This window comes from Streptomyces sp. NPDC002054, from assembly GCF_040296685.1.
Classification (GTDB): Bacteria; Actinomycetota; Actinomycetes; order Streptomycetales; family Streptomycetaceae; genus Streptomyces.
Genome location: NZ_JBEOXT010000027.1, coordinates 14,429 through 35,385 on the forward strand (window position 1 = coordinate 14,429; position 20,957 = coordinate 35,385).

Sequence of the window (20,957 nt, forward strand, 5' to 3'; positions counted from 1 at the left end):
GCACCGGACCGACCATTCAGGGGTGACTGATGCTTCCTGCCCTGCGCATCCGCCTCGCGGCCCTGCTCACCGTGATCACCGCCGGCGCCACCGGCGTCCTTGCCGTTGCCTACGGCCAGGAGACCGGCGCGGACGCCGGGTTTGAACCCAGTGACCGGAAGGCAGCAGTCCGCCCCGCCGCGACCAACGGTGGTTCGGTCCTCCAGATCGTCGCCCACCCCGACGACGACCTGTTCTTCATGAACCCGGACCTCAGCCGCACCCTGGTCTCCGGGACGAAGCTCACCACCACCTACCTCACCTCCGGCGAGTCCGACGGCATCAACGCGGCAGGCAAGGGCCCCAAGCCGCCGGCCGACAAGCCGGGCTACGCCGAGGCCCGCCAGAACGGCATACGCGCCGCCTACGCCCAGATGGCCACCGGCGACCGCACCAGCCCCTGGCAGCGCATCGCGATACCCACCGCCGGCGGCGGCCAGGCCGAGGTCGACACCCTGGTGGCCAAGCCCCAGGTGAACCTGGTCTGGCTGGAGCTGCGTGAGGCCGGTCACATAGGCGCCCACCGCCCCCACAGCCTGCGCGGCCTGTGGGAGGGCAAGATACCCGGCCTGGAGTCCCAGCTCAGCGCCGGCAGCCCGGTCAAGCAGCCCTTCACGTACACCAAGGACCAGGTCATCGCCACGATCGCGGGCGTGATCGAGCGGTACAAGCCGACGACGATACGGATGCAGGACCCGACCCCGGGCAAGCACCCGAAGAGCGGCACCCCGGACGACCACCAGGACCACATGTTCGGCGCCCGCTTCACGCAGGCCGCCGCCGAGCGCTACGCGCAGGTCAAGAACCGCCCGCACTTCACGGTGCAGAACTACCTCGGCTACCACAACGGCGTCCTGCCCCGCAGCCTCGACGCGGTCACCGTCCAGGCCAAGGTCGGCTACCTCCGGACGTACGGCTGGGCCGACCGGCAGAACCACTGCGGCAGCCCCGCCGGCTGCGGCGACCGCAAGGTCGGCAACCTCCCGTCCGGCCACATCTGGGCCCACAGCATCCGCTACACCCGCGCCGACAACACCTCCTGGCTGGTCGAGGGAACCGGCGGCCGGCTCTGGGCCTTCGCCGCCCTGGACGGGCACATGGCCCACTGGACCCGTACCGGCACCGGCCCGAAGGCCTCCTGGACCGGACCGGTCCTGCTCCCCGGCACCGGCATGGACCCGGGCGCCTCCGCCGCCCGGCTGCCCGACGGCCGGATCGCCGTCTTCGGCACCCGCACCACCCTGGGCAGCCGCGCACAGGACTACCGGCGCGAGGTCGTGTACGCCGTCCAGTCCGCCCCCAACGGCCCCTTCGGCGCATGGCAGTCGGCCGGCACCCCGGAGGCCGCCGACTCCGACGGCACCTCGGCGATCAGCGGACCCGCGGTCGCGGTGGACCGGAACGGCCTCCTCACCGTCTACGTCCGCGACGCCAAGCGCAGCCTGCGCGCCCGCACCCAGCTCCCGGCCGGCGGCTTCGGGCCCTGGCAGCAGCTGGGCGGCGGGGACCTGCAGAGCGACCCGGTGACCTCGACCGACGCCGCCGGCCGCACCCATGTCTTCGCCTCCACCGGCCGTACCGTCCTGGCCTGGACCCGCGCCACCCCGGGCGCCCCGCTCCAGGGCCCCTTCGCCACCGGCCTGCCGGCGACCACGGTGCCGCTGTCCGCGGCCCCCGAGGGCCAGGGCATCCGCCTGTACTTCCGCCGCCCGGACTCGGGCATGGTCCGCTCGGCCCTGGTCACGGCCGGCCCCGGCAAGCCCCAGGTCTCCGCCGTCACCGAATCCGGCGGCCGGGCCGGCTACGGCGCGGTGAGCGCCGCGGGCCGCCTCCTCTCGGGCCGCTCGGACAAGGGCACCATCGCCACCACGGGCCTCGACAGCCCGGCGGCCTGGTCCCAGTCCCAGATGCTCTACGCGGGCGCCCCGGCCGGCGTCCTGGAGTCCGCCGGCCCCACCACCACGGCGGTCCTGGGCCTCGACGCCCGCCTCCACACCACCACGTCCCCCACCCAGCCCACCCCGACCTCCACCACCTCGACCCCACCCCTGGCAGCCTGGTACCGCGCCACCGACTGACAGCGGAACAGCAAAAAGAAGGCCGGGACACCCACTGGGCGCCCCGGCCTTCTGCCGTCCTGCGGCTACAGCACCGGAAGGTTTTTGCGGAGTTCGAAGGCGGTGACCTCCGAGCGGTATTCCTCCCACTCCTGCTTCTTGTTGTTGCGGAGGAAGTCATGTCCGCCTCAGCCTGCCAAGCGGATCTGCTACCGACCCCATCTCAACCCGCATCTGAGAGGCCGTCATTGGTCATCGCCGGTGACCCCTGGCCACCCTCCGACGGCTCAGAGACGGCCCCAGCCGTGTCACGACTGCGGCCTCAGACGGCTTCAGCACACGGCTCCGGAGGGGCCCGTGCTTCTCAGATGTTTCGGCAAGTCAGGGGATAAGATCGCTGCCGATTCGCCTTATCCGCCCACGAATGGGCCGCGTGGATGGCAGCCTTACGGAGCCCTGAGCACGCCGGCAGAGGCATCAGCACCCCAGAAACGGCGGATTCAGCTAAAACGTCCTGGGGCGCCAGCCGCCTGCATATCGCTCGTATGCGACAAGCGCGCGGGTAAGGCGAGGACTTCGATCACTCTCCGCTATTGAATTCTTCATTTCTCCGACAGCGGCATGGAAGCGCTCCTCCCCGCCATACACGGATACCAGCGCATCCCAGGCAAGCCTGTCCTCGTGCCGCACCACCACGCTTCCCAGTGAATTACTTTTCGACGTGGAAAGAGCTGTCTCCAAGAGTTGAGCCACTACCGTCGGCGCGCCCGCTGCCTGGAAAGCGAGATTTCCGGAAGTCGGATCGCAGTCGATAGCTTGAACTACAGTGCGTAGCAGCTCCTTCTCTCCGACCAGTGACTCTGGAGACGAGGACGTCAACTGTCGGCCGAGGTTTGATCGAAGTTCAGCTTCAAGCTCAGACGAAATTAGGGGAGCCTCTGCTCCGTTATCCCGATGCCCGATAAGGGAGATGAATCTCAGGCGGGCATGAGGGCTTTGGGTTGCGTCAAACACCGACCGAGCCACCTGGTCGACGTCACCCGCATCCACGCGCCTCATGAGCCTGATTACTGGTCGCAGGATCAAGAGATCGCCCCCGAAGTCGAACATTCCAGGGCGGTCTTCTGTTACGCGAGGAAACATCTCCAGAAAGACTGTGACGGCGCCACCAATGCCTTCGACCTCGACTAGATCGACATATGCGAGGAATCGGTCCAGAGCATCTTCGAATTGAACGTCCGGAATCGCAAGCAGGGCATGTCGAAGTGTGGCCGTATCGTTCGAGGCCTCGAGAATTGCATCGACTTGACTTCCGAGCGCGGTTCCACTCGGCAGCTCTCTGTGCAGGTAGTATCGCAGAACTTCCGGGTGGGCTACTCGACGGTCGCGCCGCCAAGTGGCAAGGTAGTCCGTCCCGTGCCACAGATTCTCCGTATGGCATTGAGCTGCAGGGAAGACATACGTTACGAGGGCTCGCCCTACACCGCTTGGCAGTTTTTCTATAAGCGCCGTTACTACTTCTGCGCCTGCCGAGACGGCAGATTGATTCCGGTTTGCTGACTGCCATCCGTGCGTCGTGGTAAGCGCCCCAAGATTTTCGGCGATTAGGTCATGCGCAGCTGGCCGTAGAACACGGATCGCCTCCAGCGCCATCAGGTCAGGCAGAGACACTTCCTCGCCTACGGAACGCGCTGCCAGAGTGAGTGATGATAGAAACCGTTTGATGTCCCGGACGGTTCCGAACAGAGGGCGCACTACCTGCCAAAATACGTCTGGCAAGCGATCCTCGTCGGCCGGGCCGGTCGCGACACCCTGAAGCGCTCCAAGCATACCCTGCTGAAGAATAGATGCCAGCGCCTCATCGGCAGCGGGCGGAACTTCGACGGAAGTTTTCACGATCTTCTCGAGATAGGCTGCGCCATCCAGCCCATCCTCTCCTAGGGCTCTTTCGACGACACTCCTGTCAAAGCAGAGGAGATAGACCACATTTGGGAATGATCCGTTCAGGCGAACCAGTCGAAACAGGTCTCTGATTTCCTGACGCGTCAAGCGATCAATATCATCGATCAGTACGACAATCCTGCCATTCATCCCTTCCAGAGCTGCAGCTATCTCGATGCGCTGCTCGTGGATGCTGGAACTGAGTGCTTGATTGACACCCTCCGCAGTTTTCTCTGCGGAGTCAATTACCGCCCCAACGCCGGGAATGAACTTTAGCGGTGACAGTGAGGCCGAGTACTTACTGAACCGCTCTGCGACTCCTGCGATGGAATCCTGAAGTCGCTTCTTTCGGCCTCTCTCGCTACTCAGCTGCCGCGCCATCTCATCAAAGAAGAAGCGAATTAGATGGTCGGTACCTGAAAAGAACCACGGGTTGAAATCGACCACCCGCACGTGCTCAGTATCTTGCAAAATGTTAGCAGCGAGATTCAAGAGTGAAGTTTTCCCTGAACCCCATTTTCCGGTGATTGCAACAACTGCACCGCGCGTCGCGTTCATCCCCTGCACTTCTTCGGCCAGCGCGCGAGCCAAGCGTTGGCGATTTAGAAGATCGCTCCCTGAATCAAGAATCGGGTCGTCGCCGGCGAACAACGCATCTTGTCTGTGGGGGGATTCGTGCGAATCAGTCATGACCTCACCAGCTTCCGTAGCGCGATAGAAGGATCCTAGAGGTGGGCTTCGCGCCATGTGGTAGAAGTCGAGGTACTTGTCCCACGTCGACCCGGCCGTCGGCCGGACCACCTTCCGCCAGTACGGCGAGAAGTGGATCGCAGCGCAGACCACCGACATGACCACCCGCACCACCGTGGAGGTGCAGCTCCGGCTCCACGCGTTCCCGCACATCGGCACCCGGCCCCTGGGCTCGTTCAAGCCCGAGCACATTCGGGAGTGGCTCGGCGTGCTGGAGAACCTGCTCCCCAAGTCCTCCTACCGGCGCGCCATCTTCAACACCGTGTCGGCCGTGCTGACCGCGGCCGTGGAAGACGGGCACCTGCTCAAGAACCCGCGCCGCGCGACCTCGGTCCGCGCTCCCCTGGCCGCGACGCCCCGTGTACGTCCGTGGACCGCGGAGCGCGTCTTCACCGTGCGGTCCGCGCTCCCCGCGCGGTACCAAACGATGGCCGATGTCGGCGGCGGCTGCGGGCTGAGGCAGGGCGAGATCTTCGGGCTCACCGTGGGCGCGGTGAACGGCGAGACAGGGTGGGTCCACGTGGACTGCCAGGTGAAGGTGGTCAACGGACACCTCGTGTTCTCACCGCCCAAGCGCGGCAAGGAGCGGGACGTACCGCTTCCGGACAGCGTGGCCCATGTGTTCAAGCAGCGAGGAGTTCCCGCCCGTGGACGTCACACTCCCCTGGCTCCGGCCGGACGGGCCGCTCGTCACGAAGCGGCTCCTGTTCTTGCTCGTCGGCGGCGGGGCCGTGCAACGGACCGACTTCAACACCCGCGTGTGAAAGCCCGCCCTCGTCGCTGCTGGGGTGCTGGAGGAACCGAAGTCCGGCGAGCGTCACAAGGCCGCTCGGGAGCACGGGATGCACGCGCACTTCTACACGTCGGTGCTCCTGGACGCCAGCGAGAACGTCAAGGCGCTCAGCACGTACCTGGGGCACGGTGACCCCGGCTTCACGCTCCGGACCTACACGCATCTCATGCCGAGCAGCGAGGGACGGACCCGGAAGGCCGTGGACTGGGTCTAACAAGGCCTCGGGTTCCCCGTCGGACGGCCCACAGACGGCCCAGGGCCGGTGAGACGGCCCTGGGCCGGCGGTCAGTGACCGTCGGCCCAGAGTGTCGTGCATGCCCCGATGGGGCTCTGACCTGCCCTTACAGGACCGGGAGGTTCTTGCGGAGTTCGAAGGCTGTGACCTCCGAGCGGTATTCCTCCCACTCCTGCTTCTTGTTGCGGAGGAAGAAGTCGAAGACGTGCTCGCCGAGGGTTTCGGCGACCAGTTCGCTGCGTTCCATCAGGGAGATGGCCTCGCCCAGGTTCTGCGGGAGGGGCTCGATGCCCATCGCGCGGCGTTCCGCGTCGGAGAGCGCCCAGACGTCGTCGTCGGCGCCGGCCGGGAGTTCGTAGCCCTCCTCGATGCCCTTCAGGCCCGCGGCCAGGAGCACCGCGTAGGTGAGGTAGGGGTTGGCGCCCGAGTCGATCGAGCGGACCTCCACGCGGGAGGAGCCCGTCTTGCCCGGCTTGTACATCGGGACGCGGATCAGGGCGGAGCGGTTGTTGTGGCCCCAGCAGATGTACGAGGGGGCCTCGCCGCCCGCGCCGGCGCTGCGGGAGGAGCCGCCCCAGATGCGCTTGTAGGAGTTCACCCACTGGTTGGTGACCGCCGCCGTCTCCGCCGCATGGCGGAGCAGGCCCGCGATGAAGGAGCGGCCGACCTTGGAGAGCTGGTACTCGGCGCCCGATTCGTAGAACGCGTTGCGGTCGCCCTCGAAGAGGGAGAGGTGGGTGTGCATGCCCGAGCCGGGGTATTCCGAGAACGGCTTCGGCATGAAGGTGGCCTGGACGCCCTGTTCGAGGGCCACCTGCTTCATGACCAGGCGGAAGGTCATGATGTTGTCGGCCGTGGACAGCGCGTCGGCGTAGCGGAGGTCGATCTCCTGCTGGCCCGGTGCGCCCTCGTGGTGGCTGAACTCGACCGAGATGCCCATGGATTCGAGCATGGTGATCGCCTGGCGGCGGAAGTCCATGCCCACGTTCTGCGGGGTGTGGTCGAAGTAGCCGGAGTTGTCGGCGGGGACCGGACGGGAGCCGTCCAGCGGCTTGTCCTTCAGCAGGAAGAACTCGATCTCCGGGTGGGTGTAGAAGGTGAAGCCCAGGTCGGAGGTCTTGGCCAGGATGCGCTTGAGGACGAAGCGCGGGTCGGCGAAGGAGGGGGAGCCGTCCGGCATCAGGATGTCGCAGAACATGCGGGCGGTGCCGGGGGCCTCGGCGCGCCACGGCAGTATCTGGAAGGTCCCCGGGTCCGGCTTGGCGATCATGTCGGACTCGTAGACCCGCGCGAAGCCCTCGATCGCCGAGCCGTCGAAGCCGATGCCCTCGTCAAAGGCCTGCTCGAGTTCGGCGGGGGCGACCGCGACCGATTTGAGGAAGCCGAGTACGTCGGTGAACCACAGGCGCACGAAGCGGATGTCGCGCTCCTCGAGCGTCCGGAGGACGAATTCCTGCTGCTTGTCCATGCCTTCATCCTCGCAGTTCAGACGGCCTGTGCACCAGTTGCGCCGGGGCCCGCCGGGCCCAGTATCGCGGGCTGTGGTTTCCGCCAGATTACGCACCCCGGAAGTCCGGTGGCACCCCGCACTGACCTCTTGCCCGGCATGAGCATTACCATCTGCGCCCATGGGGGGCCGGCAGCACACGCAGCGCGGGCGCAGAGTGCGCCGAGCGGCACTGCTGTGTGCCTTCGGCACGCTGGTGGCCGCGCTGTACCTGTGTGCGCGGGCCGGCGGGGGCGAGGGTCCGCTCCGGGTGCACCCGGCGGGTTCCGCGGTGGCGGTCGGCCATCCGGAGTACGCGTGCCCGCACGACCAGCCCCGCTGTTCCCCCCTCTCCCATGTGACCCCGGGTGTGTTGCCCGCCCCGCCACCCGCCGTGACCGCGCCGCGGGCCGAACCGCCCGCCGCGCGCGTGGCGGGTTCAGCCGGGGCGGTGCGGCCTCCGCAGCCCGCGGCCCGGGCGCCCGATCTCCATGTCCTTCGAGTGCTGCGGACCTGACCGGTCCGGTTCATCGATGACCACGACGCATCACCTCACCCCCCTCAGCAGAAGGACAGGCATACCGAGATGGCTACCAAGACCGGCCGCAACGGCAAGAACCCCGGTCCCGAGAACTCCCGCCAGGCCCGCATAGCCGAGATGCGCCGGGCCGAGCAGGCCCGCGACCGCCGCAACAAGATCCTCGCGATCACCGCCTCGACGGTCGTGATCGTCGCCCTGGCCGGCTTCGGCGCGTATGTGATCAACGACCAGAACGAGAAGGACCGCAAGCGCGACGAGGCGATCAAGGCTCCGGTCTCCGGCGAGCAGGTCTGGGACGCGAAGAAGCTCGGCCGCAACCACGTCGACACTCCGGTGAAGTACGAGATGACCCCGCCGGTGGGCGGCGACCACCACCAGCGGTGGATGAACTGCGACGGGGACGTCTACACCGCCCCGGTCCCCGAGGTGAACGCGGTGCACTCGCTGGAGCACGGCGCGGTCTGGGTGACGTACAGCGACAAGGCGCCCAAGGCCGAGGTCGACAAGCTCGCCGAGAAGGTGAAGAAGACCCCGTACACGCTGATGAGCCCGGTGAAGGAGCAGTCCGGCGCGATCATGCTGAGCGCGTGGGGCAAGCAGGTCACCGTGGACGGTGCGGGTGACCCGCGGGTGGACCAGTTCTTCGGCAAGTACGTGCAGGGCCCGCAGACCCCGGAGCCGGGTGCTGCCTGCACGCAGGGGCTGGCCGCACAGTGACCCGCACCCGTACGTACGCAGCGGCGCTCGGCGCCGTCGTCCTCGCGCTGCTGCTCGCGGCGGCGGCCACGGTGGCCACCGCGAGCGGATCCTCGGACTCCGGGGACAGCCGTCCCGAGGCCACCTCGGCGGACGCCGGTTTCGCCCGGGACATGTCGGTGCACCACCAGCAGGCGGTGGAGATGTCCTTCATCGTGCGCGACCGTACGAAGGACGAGGGGATCCGGAACCTCGCCTACGACATCGCCAACACCCAGGCCAACCAGCGGGGCATGATGCTGGGCTGGCTGGACATGTGGGGGCTGCCGAAGGTGGCTCCGGGGCAGGAGCCGATGGCCTGGATGGCCGAGGAGGGCTCCGGAGGCGGGAGCGGCCACGGCGGCCACGGCGAGCACAGCGGTAAGGGCGAGCACGGCGGGCATGCCATGGGCGGGGTCACCACCAAGCCGGGCGCGCTGATGCCGGGCATGGCGACGAAGGCGGAGCTGGCGGAGCTCGGCACCCTGGAGGGCCGGGCGGCGGAGGTCCTCTTCCTGCAGCTGATGACCGACCATCACAAGGGCGGGGTCGCCATGGCCGAGGGCTGCGCGAAGCTGTGCGAGGTCCCGGTCGAGCGGCAGCTGGCCCAGGGGATGGCGGACGCCCAGCAGTCGGAGCTGCTGCTGATGGCCGACCTTCTGAAGCAGCGCGGGGCCGCCCCGCGCAGCTGACCGGCAGACACAATTAAAAGCGGCCGTACGGGTTTACCCGTACGGCCGCTTCCGGTCGTACGGGCCGGCTTACTCGCCGGCCGCCAGTACCGCCGCCGCGACCTCCTGCGGGCGGTCCAGCATGACCAGGTGGCCGGACGGTTCGGCGACCTGGAAGCGGGCGGACAGGGCGTCGGCCAGCCCGGCCTGGCGGGTGAGCCAGCGGAGGGCGGCCGGGCGGCCGGAGCCGTCGTGGGCGGCGAGGACGGTGGCCGGGGCGGTCAGCGGGCGGGTGGCGCGCAGGGCCAGGAGCTCGGCGGCCATGTCCGGGTAGCGGGCGTTCTCCAGGAGGGCGCCCTGCCAGACCCGGCCGGTGCGGTAGCAGCGGCGTACGAGTTCCCGCGGGGCGGGGTCGGGGCCGCCGGTGCGGCCGACGCGCACGGCGGTGCGGCGCAGCAGCGGGCCGAGCGCGGCGGGCAGCCCGGCTGCGGTGACGGCCCGCCCGAGGGCGCGGGCGGCGGCGGTGCGCAGGGCGGCGGTGCCGGGGGCGGGGGCCGGGGCGGTCTCCTCGACGCTGCTGTCGAGCAGGATCAGGGCGGCCGTGCGGTCCGGGTACAGCCGGGCGAAGGCCTCGGCGTGGAATCCGGCGAGGGAGTGCCCGGCGAGGGTGACGGGTCCGGGCAGGCCGAGCGCGTCGAGCAGGGCGGCGATCCGGTGTGCCTCCCCGGCGACGGTGGGCGGCGCGGCCGGGGCGGCGCTGAGCCCGTGGCCGGGGCGGTCGAAGCGGACCACCGTGCGGTGCGCGGCGAGGAGCGGCGGGACGACCGGGTCCCAGTCGAACCAGCTCATGGCGAGGCCGGTGCTGAGGACGCAGACCGGGCCGCTGCCCTCGACGCGGACGTGCAGCGGGACCCGGTCGCTGCCGGCCCGCACGAACCCCTCGAACGCCTCGAAGCGCGCCGAGCCCGCCGAGCCCTCGAAGCCGGGGCGGCCCGCGCTCATGTGCGGCGTTCCGTCCAGACGGAGTACGCGAGCACGCCCAGCCAGACGGCCACCAGCAGCACCTGGAGGCGCTGGCCGATGCCGAGCGCCCAGGTGCCGTGCCCCGCGGTGAACAGGGCGATCGCGCTGAGCGTCCAGACGGTGGCGGCAAGCTCGAGGATGACCAGGACCGGTCCGTACCGGGCGAGCGGGGCGAAGCACCCGTAGCGGCGGGCGGCGACGGTGAGCGCCACGATGGCGACCAGGGCCCCGCACATGGCGAGGCTGCTGCTGATGGCATGGGCCTGGTGGGTGGCGGGGACCAGTCCGGCGGTCTCCCGGGAGGCGCACGCGGGGTCGACGGTGGGTTTGCAGCTGAGCGGAAGCCAGGCGTCGGCGGCGGTGGCGGCGCCGAACAGGGCGACCCCGTGCCAGCCGATCACGGTCCAGGCCCGGCGCGCTTCGGGGTGCGGCGCGAGCCGGATCAGGGCGAGCAGGCCGCCGGTGAACGCGAGCACGCCGGCGGTGAAGTCGGTGGCCCGGAACAGGCCGCCGAGCGGCTGGTCCTGCGCGGCGAGCTCGCTGACGTACGTCTCGATGGGGTTCAGCCCGGTGGAGAGGACGACTTCGAGCACCCAGGCGGTGTACGCCGCAGCGCTCAGGCCGAGGAAGGCGGCGATCAACCGCGTACCTTTGGTGGACATAATGTGACTCATCCTAAGCAGGGCGTGGTCCAATACGACGATCGGATACCCACCCGGGGTAGGGTTCGGCTCATGACGCGCCCTGCCCTGCGCACGGTCCCGCGAGCCGCCCGGTGGCCCCGGATGCTGCTGCTCGCGGCCGTTCTGCTGGGCATCGTGACCATGCACACGCTGGGGCATCCGGACGAGTCACACGCGTCTTCCATGGGGAAGGACGGCTCCGGGGCCCATTTCGTTGCCCCGCCGTCCCACGACCGGCACCAGCCGGACCACCCGATGACCGAGCCGGAGCCCCTCCCCCTGGTGGAGCCCGGGGCCGGGCCCGCAGCCGGGTTGCGTGCCGAGGCGCCGGTCCCCGGGACCGGGATGGACCCGATGGCCGTCTGCCTGGCCGTGCTGGCCGGGCTGACCCTGTTCCTGCTCGGGCGGACCTTCGGCGTCCGCAACCCGGCCGCGCGCGCGGCCGGGTGCGGGCCGGCCGTACGGACCGGGGGCGGGCCGGATCCGCCGGCCGGCCGTGAGCTCCTCGCCCGGCTGGCGGTGCTGCGCGTATAGGCGCGGGCCCGGCTGCCGTCGCGCCCCCGGACCACGGGGTGGCCGGCAGCAGACGTGCCCACCTGCTCGCCTCACCACACCACGAGGTGCACCATGCGCTCTCTTCCCACCCGACACCCGTCCCCCACCCGTCGCACCGTGCTCGGCGCCGGGCTCGCCGTCGCCGGATCCGGACTGCTCACCGCCTGTTCCACCGGTGACGGGGCCGGCAGCAGCACCGGCCACGAGGGCATGAACCACGGCGGCGCCGGGGCCGCTGCCCCCGGCGGCTTCGTCGACCCGGCCGGACCCGAGGTACAGGCCGCCGAACGGGCCCGCAAGGCCACCGGGCCGGTCCGCGAGGTCCGCCTGACCGCCACCGCCACCCCGCTGGACCTCGGCGGCGGCCGGACCGTCCGGTCCTGGGCGTACGGGGACGCGCTCCCCGGCCGCGAGGTACGGGTCACCGCCGGCGGAACCCTCGCGCTCACCCTCGCCAACCACCTGCCCGAGGCCACCTCCCTGCACTGGCACGGCCTCGCCCTGCGCAACGACATGGACGGGGTGCCCGGCCTGACCCAGCGGGACATCCCGGCCGGCGGGTCCTTCACCTATCGGTTCGCGGTCCCCCACCCGGGCACGTACTGGTTCCACCCGCACTCGGGGGTCCAGCAGGACCGCGGGCTGTACGCCCCGCTGATCGTGGAGGACCCGAAGGAGCCCCTCTCGTACGACAAGGAGTGGGTGGTCGTCCTCGACGACTGGCTCGACGGGGTCGACGGCTCCACCCCGGACGCGGTCCTGGCCGAGCTCCGCAAGGGCATGGGCATGGCCACGAGCGGCGGCGGACACGGAGGGCAGCACGGCAGCGGGCACGGCCCGGCAAGCGCCTCCGCGAGCCCCGGATCCGGCTCCGGCTCCGGCCCGTCCCGGATCGGCATGGGCTTCGACAGCGACATCCTCGGCCCCGACGCCGGCGACGTCGCTTACCCCCACTACCTCGTCAACGGACGGGTGGCGGAGGACCCGTCGACGTTCCAGGCCCGGCCCGGCGACCGGATCCGGCTGCGGATCATCAACGCGGGCGGGGACACCGCCTTCCGGATCGCCCTGGGCGGCCACGAACTGACGGTGACGCACACCGACGGCTACCCCGTGGAACACACCAGGACCCGCTCACTGCTGCTGGGCATGGGCGAGCGCTGCGACGTGCTCGTGACGGCCGGGGCCGGGGTGTTCCCGCTGACCGCGCTGGCCGAGGGCAAGAACGCCTCGGCACTGGCCCTGCTGCGCACCGGGCCGGGGACGGCGCCCACGGCCGCGACCCGGCCCGCCGAACTGGACGGCGTACCGCTGACCGCGGACCGGCTGAAGGCGGCCGGGGCGGCGGCGCTGGCGGCGCGCGAGCCGGACCGGACGGTGAAGATCAAGCTGACCGGCGGCATGGCGAAGTACGACTGGGCCTTCGACGGCCGCCCGTACGCACCGGACCGGCGGCACGAGGTGAAGGCGGGCGAACGGGTCCGGCTGGTGTTCGCCAACTCGACGACCATGTGGCACCCGCTCCACCTGCACGGGCACACCTTCGCACTGGGCGGGCGGCCGGGCGGGGCCCGCAAGGACACCGCGGTGATCCTGCCGAACGGGGCCCTGACGGTGGACTTCGACGCCGACAACCCTGGGCTGTGGATGGTGCATTGCCACAACGTGTACCACGCGGAGGCCGGGATGATGACGGTGCTGGGCTACCGCCGGACATAAGGGGGCGTACGGGGCTCCGGGGCACCGCTCCCGGGGCCCCGGGGCGGTCCGCCGGCAAACGTGGTGTCAGGCGGCCCCGCGGCATGAAAAGCTGGGTGGCCATCAGCCCGGTTTCAGCCACGTAAGGACTTCCCTCAGGCATGAGTACGCCCTCGAACCCGCCCAGCGACACCCCGCCCGCCGGCCCGCCGACGGAACCCGAGGGCACCTCCATACCCAGCCCGACCCCGCCCTCCGACCAGCCCGAAACCCCGGCCCCGGCCACCCTGTCGCTGGACAAGCCGACCCCGGCCGAAACCCCGGCCCCCGCCACCGAGTCAGCCCCGGAGCCGACTCCGCTCACCCTCTCGCTGGACAAGCCCGCCCCGGCCGAAGCCCCGGCGCCCGAGTCCGCGCCCGCCACCGAGCCGGCCCCGGCTCCGGCCCCGGCCACCCTCTCGCTGGACAAGCCCGCCGCGGCCGAAGCCCCGGCGCCCGCGCCCGAGTCGGCACCGCCCGCCCAGCCCGAGCCGACCCTGGCCGACGCCCCGACCCCGGCCCCGGCCCCCGCGCCCGCGCCCGCGCCCGCGCCGACCCTGGCCGACGCCCCCACCCCGGCTCCGGCCCCGGCGCCCGAGCCGGTGGACGCCCCGCCCGCGGAGCACGCCGCCTTCGCGCCGCCGAACCCCTTCGCCGCACCCTCCCCCACCGCCCCGCCGGCCGCAGCCTTCGCCGCACCTGGCGTTCCCGGCGGCCCCGGCGCCACCGCACCCGGCGGCCCCGGCAACCCCTGGGGCCCGCCCCCCGGTTACGGCTACCCCGGCTACCCGGGCGGCCCGGTCCCCGGGGCCCCGGCCTTCCCGCCGCCCACCGACACCAACGGTCTGGCCGTCGGCGCCCTGGTCCTCGGCATCCTGGGCGTCCTGACGGCCCTGGTCCCGTTCGTCTTCGCCCTCGCCCTCACCGTCGGCCCCGTGGCCATCGGCCTCGGCATCGCCGGCGTGGTCAAGGCCCGCCGCGGCGCGCCGCGGAAGGGCATGGCCATCGCCGGCATCGTCCTCGGCGTGCTCGCCCTCCCCGCCGCGGCCGGCGGCATCTTCTTCACCGTCCAGATCGCGGAAGAGCTGGAGGAACGTTCCGACAAATACGAGCACAGCATCAACGACCCGTACGACGACGAGTACGACTACGACTACGGCACCCCCGAGCCGACGGCCTCCCCCTCCCCCAGCGACCTCCCCGGCCAGACCAAGCCGCTCGCTTTCGGTCAGACCTTCCGCTACGACGACGGGGTGCAGGTCACCGTCAACGAAGCCAAGGGCTACAAGCCGGAGCCCAACCGGTACCTGCCCGACCGCCCCAAGTTCGCGGCGAAGGTGACCGTCACCATCACCAACAACTCCGACAAGCGGATCGAGGTGCGGCTCGCCCTGCCCTCCGCCCGCGACGACAAGGGCCTGGAGGCGACCCGGATGTACGACGCCGAGGTCTACAAGCCCTTCGACGGTTCGCTGCTGCCGGGCCAGTCCGCCACCGGCGTGTTCGGCTACGGCCTGCCCGACGACTCCAAGAGCCTCCAGTTCGAGATCGACCCGGGCCCCGCGGAGTACAAGGCCGCCATCTGGTCCGGCCCCCTCAGCTAAGCCCGCCCGGCCAGGCGCGCCCAGCCAGGCCCGCCGGGCCGGGCGCGCCCGGCCAGGCCCTGGCCAAGCAGCCAAGGCCCGGCCCGCCGCCAGGCGCACGGCACGGATCCCAGGACATCGCGTCAGAAAGACGATTACACTGGATCCGTGCCTCAACTTCGCCTCGCGCTGAATCAGATCGACGCGCACGTCGGCCACATCGCGGCCAACGCCGACTCGATCCTGCACTGGACCCGGCACTCCGCCGAGCAGGGCGCCCACCTGGTGGCGTTCCCCGAAATGGCGCTGACCGGCTACCCCGTCGAGGACCTCGCCCTCCGCGAATCCTTCGTCGAAGCCTCCCGGACCGCCCTGCGCGAGCTCGCGGGGCGGCTCGCCACCGAGGGGCTCGGGGAACTCCCGGTGATCGTCGGATACCTGGACCGGGCCGAGCGCGCCGAGCCCCGGCTCGGCCGCCCGGCCGGCGCCCCCGAGAACGCCGCCGCCGTCCTGCACCGGGGCGGGATCGCACTGCGCTTCGCCAAGCACCACCTCCCCAACTACGGGGTGTTCGACGAGTTCCGCTACTTCGTCCCCGGCAACACCCAGCCGGTGATCCGGGTGCACGGAGTGGACGTGGCCCTGGCCATCTGCGAGGACCTCTGGCAGGACGGCGGCCGGGTCCCGGCCACCCGGTCCGCCGGGGCCGGGCTGCTGATCTCGGTCAACGCCTCGCCGTACGAGCGGAACAAGGACGACGCCCGCCTGAAACTGGTGCGCAAACGCGCCCAGGAGGCCGGCTGCACCCTCGCCTACCTGGCGATGATGGGCGGCCAGGACGAGCTCGTCTTCGACGGCGACTCGATCGTGGTCGACCGGGACGGCGAGGTCCTCGCCCGCGCCCCGCAGTTCTCCGAGGGCTGCGTGCTGATCGACCTGGACCTGCCGGCCGCCGCCCCGGACGCCCCCGAGGGGGTGGTCGACGACGGCCTGCGGATCGACCGGGTCGTGCTCTCCGCGGAGCCCCCGGCCCCGTACGAGCCGGTCGTCACGGGCGGCTACGCCGACCGGCTCGACGACGCGGAGGAGGTGTACGAGGCGCTGGTCGTGGGCCTGCGCGCGTACATCCGGAAGAACGGCTTCCGATCGGTCCTGATCGGGCTCTCCGGAGGTATCGACTCCGCCTTGGTCGCCGCCCTCGCCTGCGATGCGGTCGGCGCAGAGAACGTGTACGGCATCTCGATGCCCTCCAAGTACTCCTCGGACCACTCCCGGGACGACGCGGCCGAGCTGGCCCGCCGGACCGGCCTGAACTTCCGCACCGTCTCCATCGAGCCGATGTTCGACGCGTACATGGGATCGCTGGGGCTCACCGGCCTCGCCGAGGAGAACCTCCAGTCCCGGCTGCGCGGCACCCTGCTCATGGCCGTCTCCAACCAGGAGGGCCACCTCGTGCTGGCCCCGGGCAACAAGTCCGAGCTGGCGGTCGGCTACTCCACGCTCTACGGCGACTCGGTCGGCGCGTACGGACCGATCAAGGACGTCTACAAGACGGACGTCTTCCGGCTCGCCCGCTGGCGCAACCGGGCCGCCGCGGACCGGGACGAGACCCCGCCGATCCCGGAGAGCTCCATCGAGAAGCCGCCGAGCGCCGAGCTGCGCCCGGACCAGGTGGACACCGACTCGCTACCGGACTATCCGGTGCTGGACGCGATCCTGGAGCGGTACGTCGACCGGGACCAGGGGATGGCCGCGATCGTGGCGGCCGGGTTCGACGCGGAGCTGGTGGCGAAGACCCTGCGCATGGTGGACACGGCGGAGTACAAGCGCCGGCAGTACCCGCCGGGCACCAAGATCTCCGCGAAGGGCTTCGGCAAGGACCGCCGGCTGCCCATCACCAACGGCTGGCGCGAGCGCCCGTAGCGAGGTCTATGCCTACGGCTTCAGCGTGAGGCGGGCGGCGATCGGCAGGTGGTCGCTGCTGGTGCGCGGCAGGGTCCAGGAGGCTTCCGGCTTGATCCCGCGGACCATGATCTGGTCGATCCGGGCCATCGGGAACTCGGCCGGCCAGCTGAAGCCGAAGCCGTCGCCGGCCGCGCCCTGGGTGGAGCGCATCTGCGAAGTCACCGGGGACAGGGCCCGGTCGTTCATGGTGCCGTTGAGGTCGCCGAGCAGGATGACCTTCCGCAGCGGTTCGGAGACCAGGGCCTGACCGAGGGCCTCGGCGCTGTTGTCGCGCTGGTTGGCGGTGAAGCCGGCGTTCAGCTTGACCCGTACCGAGGGCAGGTGCGCGACGAACACCGCCACCTGCCCCTGCTCGGTCTTCACGGTGGTGCGCATCGCCCGGGTCCAGCCCATCTTGATGTCCACCGGAAGGGTGCTGGTCAGGGGGTACTTGCTCCATACCCCGACCGTGCCCTCGACGGCGTGGTAGGGGTACGTGGCGGCCAGCGCGCGCTCGTAGACGGGCACCGCGCTCGCCTTGAGCTCGGTCAGGGCCAGCACATCGGCCCCGGAGGTCGCGACCGACTCCGCGGTGCCGCGCGGGTCGGCGTTGTCGGCGTCCACGTTGTGGGTGGCCACGGTCAGGTTCCCGCCGCCGCCGGACTTGTCGGTGACCAGTCCGCCGAACAGGTTCACCCAGACGACGGCGGTCAGCAGTATCGCAATGAGCGCGGTCGCCGACTTCCGCCAGACCGCGCCCGCCAGCAGCAGCGGTACGGCCAGGCCCAGCCAGGGGAGGAAGGTCTCGATGAGGCTGCCGAGGTTGCCGATGTCGTTCGGCAGGTGGGCGTGGAAGAGCATCACCAGCGACAGCAGTACGGCCACCGAAGCGAGGAGGAGCCCCCGCCGCCAGATTCCGGGGTCCCGGCGCAGTTCGGCGAGCCGGCGCCGGACGCGGGATCCGGAGGGCTCGGGCTCCGAGCCGCCGTTCCCGGTGTCCGTCATATACGCCTGTGCCATGCCACTGCCCTCACTGCCGTGCTCGCGCTCCGTTTACGCCCCTTGACCCTAGGCGATACCGGGAGCTGTTCGTGCCGTCCGTTCCGGTTCCTACGACCGGGAGGACGAAGGGCCCTGGCACAAGGGTTCCCCTTGTCACGAAACGCGCACATTCACCCGCGCGTGCCGCCGTATGGGCGCGAGTGGCCCCCCGTGTCCGGCGCACGGCCCACGGCCACTTCCGCCCCGGCCCGGGCGGGTGCAACCATGGTGGGTGAGTCCGGGGACACCGTCAGGGTGCCTCGAGATGACACAAGGAGCAGTTGCAATGACGCATGCCTCCGTTTCGCCTGCGCGCGAGACCTCCGGGCCCGTCCTCTACGGAGGAAAGGGTTCCCGGCGCATCACCGTCCGCGACCTCACCCTCGCCAAGGAACGCGGCGAGAAGTGGCCCATGCTCACCGCCTACGACGCGATGACCGCGTCCGTGTTCGACGAGGCCGGCATCCCGGTCATCCTCGTCGGCGACTCGATGGGCAACTGCCACCTCGGCTACGACACCACCGTCCCGGTCACCATGGACCAGATGACCATGCTGTCGGCGGCGGTTGTACGCGGCACCAGCCGGGCGCTGGTCATCGGCGACATGCCGTTCGGCTCGTACCAGGAGGGCCCGGTGCAGGCGCTGCGCAGCGCCACCCGCCTGGTCAAGGAGGCCGGGGTCGGCGCGGTCAAGCTGGAGGGCGGCGAGCGCTCGCTCGCGCAGACCGAGCTGATCGTGCAGGCCGGCATCCCGGTCATGTCCCACCTGGGCCTGACCCCGCAGTCGGTGAACGCCATGGGGTACCGGGTGCAGGGCCGCGGGGACGAGGCTGCGCACCGCCTGCTGCGGGACGCCAAGGCGGCGCAGGACGCGGGCGCCTTTGCGGTGGTCCTCGAACTGGTTCCGGCCGAGCTGGCCGCCGAGGTGACCCGATCGCTGCACATCCCGACGGTCGGCATCGGCGCCGGCGCGGAGTGCGACGCCCAGGTGCTGGTGTGGACCGACATGATGGGCCTGACCGGCGGGAAGATGCCGCGGTTCGTGAAGCAGTACGCCGATCTGCGCGGCACCATGACGGATGCGGCCCGGGCCTTCGCCGAGGACGTGGTGGGCGGAACGTTCCCCCTGGAAGAGCACAGCGTCCACTAGCTCCGATAGCTCCATAGCTCCGACCGGGTCCGACAGCCCTCCGACATCTCCGCGTCGGAGGGCTGTCGGCAGCCTGTCGGTGCGTTGTCGGTGGCGGCTGTTCTCATGGGGGGCATGACGCGAATCGACAAGAACCCCCAGAGCGGCGTGACGAACGCCGTGGAGGTCCGGGGACTGGTCAAGCACTACGGCGAGACCAAAGCACTGGACGGCGTGGACCTGGATGTCCGTGAGGGCACGGTCCTCGGCGTGCTCGGCCCCAACGGCGCCGGCAAGACCACCCTGGTGCGCTGCCTGTCCACCCTGATCGTCCCGGACGCGGGCCGGGCGACCGTCGCGGGCTACGACGTGGTCCGCCAGCCGCGGCAGCTGCGCCGCACCATCGGCCTGACCGGGCAGTACGCCTCGGTCGACGAGAAGCTCTCCGGCTGGGAGAACCTGTACATGATCGGGCGGCTGCTCGATCTCCCCCGCAAGGAAGCCCGCCGCCGGGCGGACGAGTTGCTGGAGCGGTTCTCGCTCACCGACGCGGCCAAGAAGCCCGCGATGAACTACTCGGGTGGTATGCGCCGGCGCCTGGACCTGGCCGCCTCCATGATCGGCAACCCGGCGGTGCTCTACCTGGACGAGCCGACCACCGGCCTCGACCCGCGGACCCGCAACGAGGTCTGGGACGAGGTCCAGCGGATGGTGGCCGAGGGGGCCACGGTGCTGCTCACCACCCAGTACATGGAGGAGGCGGAGCAGCTCGCGAGCGAGCTGACCGTGATCGACAAGGGCCGGGTCATCGCCAACGGCAAGGTGGACGAGCTCAAGGCCCGGGTCGGCGGCCGGACCCTGCGGATCCGCCCGGTGGACCCGTCGGACCTGCCCGGCATGGCCCGGTCGCTGGCCGAGGCCGGCCTGGACGGGGTGGCCGGCTCCCAGGCCGTCCCGGACGAGGGCGTCCTGCTGGTGCCGATCCTGAGCGACGAGCAGCTGACCGCCGTGGTCGGCCTGCTGGCGGCCCGCGGGTATGCGATCGCCGATCTCGGCACCTACCTGCCGAGCCTGGACGAGGTCTTCCTGTCCATCACCGGCCACAAGGCCGAGTCCATCGAGCCCACCGAGCCCCTCAAGGAGGTCGCGGCATGAGCACCGTCACCACCACGCGCACCGACGCCGACGCCGCTCCCGCGGCCTCCCCGGCGGCGGCTCCGGCCACCGAGGGCCGGCTCGGGCTGCGGGCCCATCTGCGGCACATCGGCGCGCTGGCGCGCCGCAACACCCTGCAGATCAAGCAGGACCCCGAGTCGATGTTCGACGTCCTGTTCATGCCGATCATCTTCACGCTGCTGTTCGTGTTCGTGTTCGGCGGCGCGATCGCCGGCCCGGGCAACCAGGACGTCTACGTCAACTACCTCATCCCCGGCCTGATGGCCATGATGGGCATGAACATCGCGATGGCGGTGGGCACCGGCGTCAACGACGACTTCAAGAAGGGCGTGATGGACCGGTTCCGGGCCATGCCGATCGCCCGCTCCTCGGTGCTGATCGCGAAGATCGTGGTCGAGATCGGCCGGATGCTCGTCGCCATGACCGTCCTGCTGATCATGGGCTTCATCCTGGGCCTGACCCTGCACGGCTCGGTGTTCCAGCTGCTGGCCGCCGTGGGCCTGTCCATGGTCTTCGGCGCCTCGCTGATGTGGATCTTCATCCTGCTGGGTCTGGCCATGAAGACCCCGCAGGCGGTCCAGGGCATGGCGATGCTGGTGCTGATGCCGCTGCAGTTCGGCAGCTCGATCTTCGCCCCGACCACCTCGATGCCGGGCTGGCTGCAGGCCTTCACCGACGTCAACCCGCTGTCCAACCTGGCCGACGCGGCCCGCGCCCTGATCAACGACCAGGGCGCCGTCGCCCAGCCGGTGCTGATCACCCTGGCCTGGGCGGTCGGCATCACCGCGGTCACCGCCCCGCTGGCGGTCCGCAAGTTCCGCAGCAAGACCTGACCTCG

15 protein-coding genes and 2 pseudogenes are annotated in these 20,957 nt (G+C 70.5%); 11 read left to right on the forward strand and 6 right to left on the reverse strand.

Annotated elements, in window-relative coordinates; all coding sequences use genetic code 11:
- Positions 1–29 precede the first annotated feature (29 nt).
- Positions 30–2,117, forward strand: a complete 2,088-nt coding sequence (locus tag ABT123_RS23780) for a PIG-L family deacetylase (RefSeq protein WP_351318030.1) — start codon at positions 30–32, stop codon at positions 2,115–2,117.
- A 65-nt stretch (positions 2,118–2,182) separates the two neighbouring features.
- Here the strand turns inward: ABT123_RS23780 and ABT123_RS36760 are convergent.
- Both ABT123_RS36760 and ABT123_RS23785 read right to left on the reverse strand, forming a co-directional pair.
- Positions 2,183–2,275: pseudogene (locus tag ABT123_RS36760) on the reverse strand (glutamine synthetase); the annotation flags it as partial.
- A gap of 325 nt (positions 2,276–2,600) precedes the next feature.
- Entirely contained in the window at positions 2,601–4,886 is a 2,286-nt protein-coding gene (locus ABT123_RS23785) for a KAP family P-loop NTPase fold protein (RefSeq protein ID WP_351318212.1), read from the reverse strand.
- Between ABT123_RS23785 and ABT123_RS36765 the strand changes: the two are divergent.
- A pseudogene (locus tag ABT123_RS36765) lies at positions 4,810–5,846 on the forward strand (tyrosine-type recombinase/integrase); the annotation flags it as partial. The gene ABT123_RS23785 and the pseudogene ABT123_RS36765 overlap by 77 nt on opposite strands.
- Positions 5,847–5,921: 75 nt before the next feature.
- Here the strand turns inward: ABT123_RS36765 and glnA2 are convergent.
- Positions 5,922–7,283, reverse strand: a complete 1,362-nt coding sequence (gene glnA2 / locus ABT123_RS23795; protein WP_150210155.1) for a gamma-glutamylpolyamine synthetase GlnA2 — start codon at positions 7,281–7,283, stop codon at positions 5,922–5,924.
- A 604-nt stretch (positions 7,284–7,887) separates the two neighbouring features.
- On the opposite strand from glnA2, the gene ABT123_RS23800 reads away from it, so the two are divergent.
- On the forward strand, positions 7,888–8,559 hold the full coding sequence (locus tag ABT123_RS23800; RefSeq protein ID WP_351318034.1) for a thioredoxin-like domain-containing protein: 672 nt from the start codon (positions 7,888–7,890) through the stop codon (positions 8,557–8,559).
- Positions 8,556–9,269: a DUF305 domain-containing protein gene (locus tag ABT123_RS23805; protein ID WP_351318036.1), complete on the forward strand. Its 714-nt coding sequence runs from the start codon at positions 8,556–8,558 to the stop codon at positions 9,267–9,269. Before ABT123_RS23800 ends, ABT123_RS23805 begins: the two co-directional genes overlap by 4 nt.
- Before the next feature lie 69 nt (positions 9,270–9,338).
- Here the strand turns inward: ABT123_RS23805 and ABT123_RS23810 are convergent, their stop codons facing one another.
- Entirely contained in the window at positions 9,339–10,250 is a 912-nt protein-coding gene (locus ABT123_RS23810) for an alpha/beta fold hydrolase (RefSeq protein ID WP_351318038.1), read from the reverse strand.
- Positions 10,247–10,933: a DUF998 domain-containing protein gene (locus ABT123_RS23815; protein ID WP_351318040.1), complete on the reverse strand. Its 687-nt coding sequence runs from the start codon at positions 10,931–10,933 to the stop codon at positions 10,247–10,249. Before ABT123_RS23815 ends, ABT123_RS23810 begins: the two co-directional genes overlap by 4 nt.
- A gap of 72 nt (positions 10,934–11,005) precedes the next feature.
- On the opposite strand from ABT123_RS23815, the gene ABT123_RS23820 reads away from it, so the two are divergent.
- The 4 genes from ABT123_RS23820 (at position 11,006) to ABT123_RS23835 (ending at position 16,752) form a co-directional block, all read left to right on the forward strand.
- Complete coding sequence (locus ABT123_RS23820; protein WP_351318042.1) at positions 11,006–11,488, forward strand: hypothetical protein; 483 nt, start codon at positions 11,006–11,008, stop codon at positions 11,486–11,488.
- 93 nt (positions 11,489–11,581) lie between these two features.
- Complete coding sequence (locus tag ABT123_RS23825; protein WP_351318044.1) at positions 11,582–13,228, forward strand: multicopper oxidase family protein; 1,647 nt, start codon at positions 11,582–11,584, stop codon at positions 13,226–13,228.
- Positions 13,229–13,368: 140 nt separating this feature from the next.
- Positions 13,369–14,850 carry a DUF4190 domain-containing protein gene (locus ABT123_RS23830; RefSeq protein ID WP_351318046.1) on the forward strand — a complete coding sequence of 494 codons (1,482 nt, stop codon included), beginning with the start codon at positions 13,369–13,371 and terminating at the stop codon, positions 14,848–14,850.
- Between the two features lie 147 nt (positions 14,851–14,997).
- Positions 14,998–16,752, forward strand: coding sequence for an NAD+ synthase (locus tag ABT123_RS23835; protein ID WP_351318048.1), 1,755 nt, complete (start codon positions 14,998–15,000; stop codon positions 16,750–16,752).
- A 12-nt stretch (positions 16,753–16,764) separates the two neighbouring features.
- On the opposite strand, the gene ABT123_RS23840 is transcribed toward ABT123_RS23835, so the two are convergent.
- On the reverse strand, positions 16,765–17,793 hold the full coding sequence (locus ABT123_RS23840) for an endonuclease/exonuclease/phosphatase family protein (protein WP_351318050.1): 1,029 nt from the start codon (positions 17,791–17,793) through the stop codon (positions 16,765–16,767).
- Between the two features lie 307 nt (positions 17,794–18,100).
- On the opposite strand from ABT123_RS23840, the gene panB reads away from it, so the two are divergent.
- From panB to ABT123_RS23855, 3 genes are all read left to right on the forward strand, one after another.
- Positions 18,101–18,964, forward strand: a complete 864-nt coding sequence (gene panB, locus ABT123_RS23845; protein WP_351318052.1) for a 3-methyl-2-oxobutanoate hydroxymethyltransferase — start codon at positions 18,101–18,103, stop codon at positions 18,962–18,964.
- Positions 18,965–19,069: 105 nt separating this feature from the next.
- Complete coding sequence (locus ABT123_RS23850) at positions 19,070–20,098, forward strand: ATP-binding cassette domain-containing protein (RefSeq protein WP_351318054.1); 1,029 nt, start codon at positions 19,070–19,072, stop codon at positions 20,096–20,098.
- The gene (locus ABT123_RS23855; protein ID WP_351318056.1) at positions 20,095–20,952 is read left to right on the forward strand and encodes an ABC transporter permease; all 858 of its coding nucleotides are present in this window, start codon (positions 20,095–20,097) and stop codon (positions 20,950–20,952) included. Before ABT123_RS23850 ends, ABT123_RS23855 begins: the two co-directional genes overlap by 4 nt.
- The last annotated feature ends 5 nt before the right edge of the window (positions 20,953–20,957 follow it).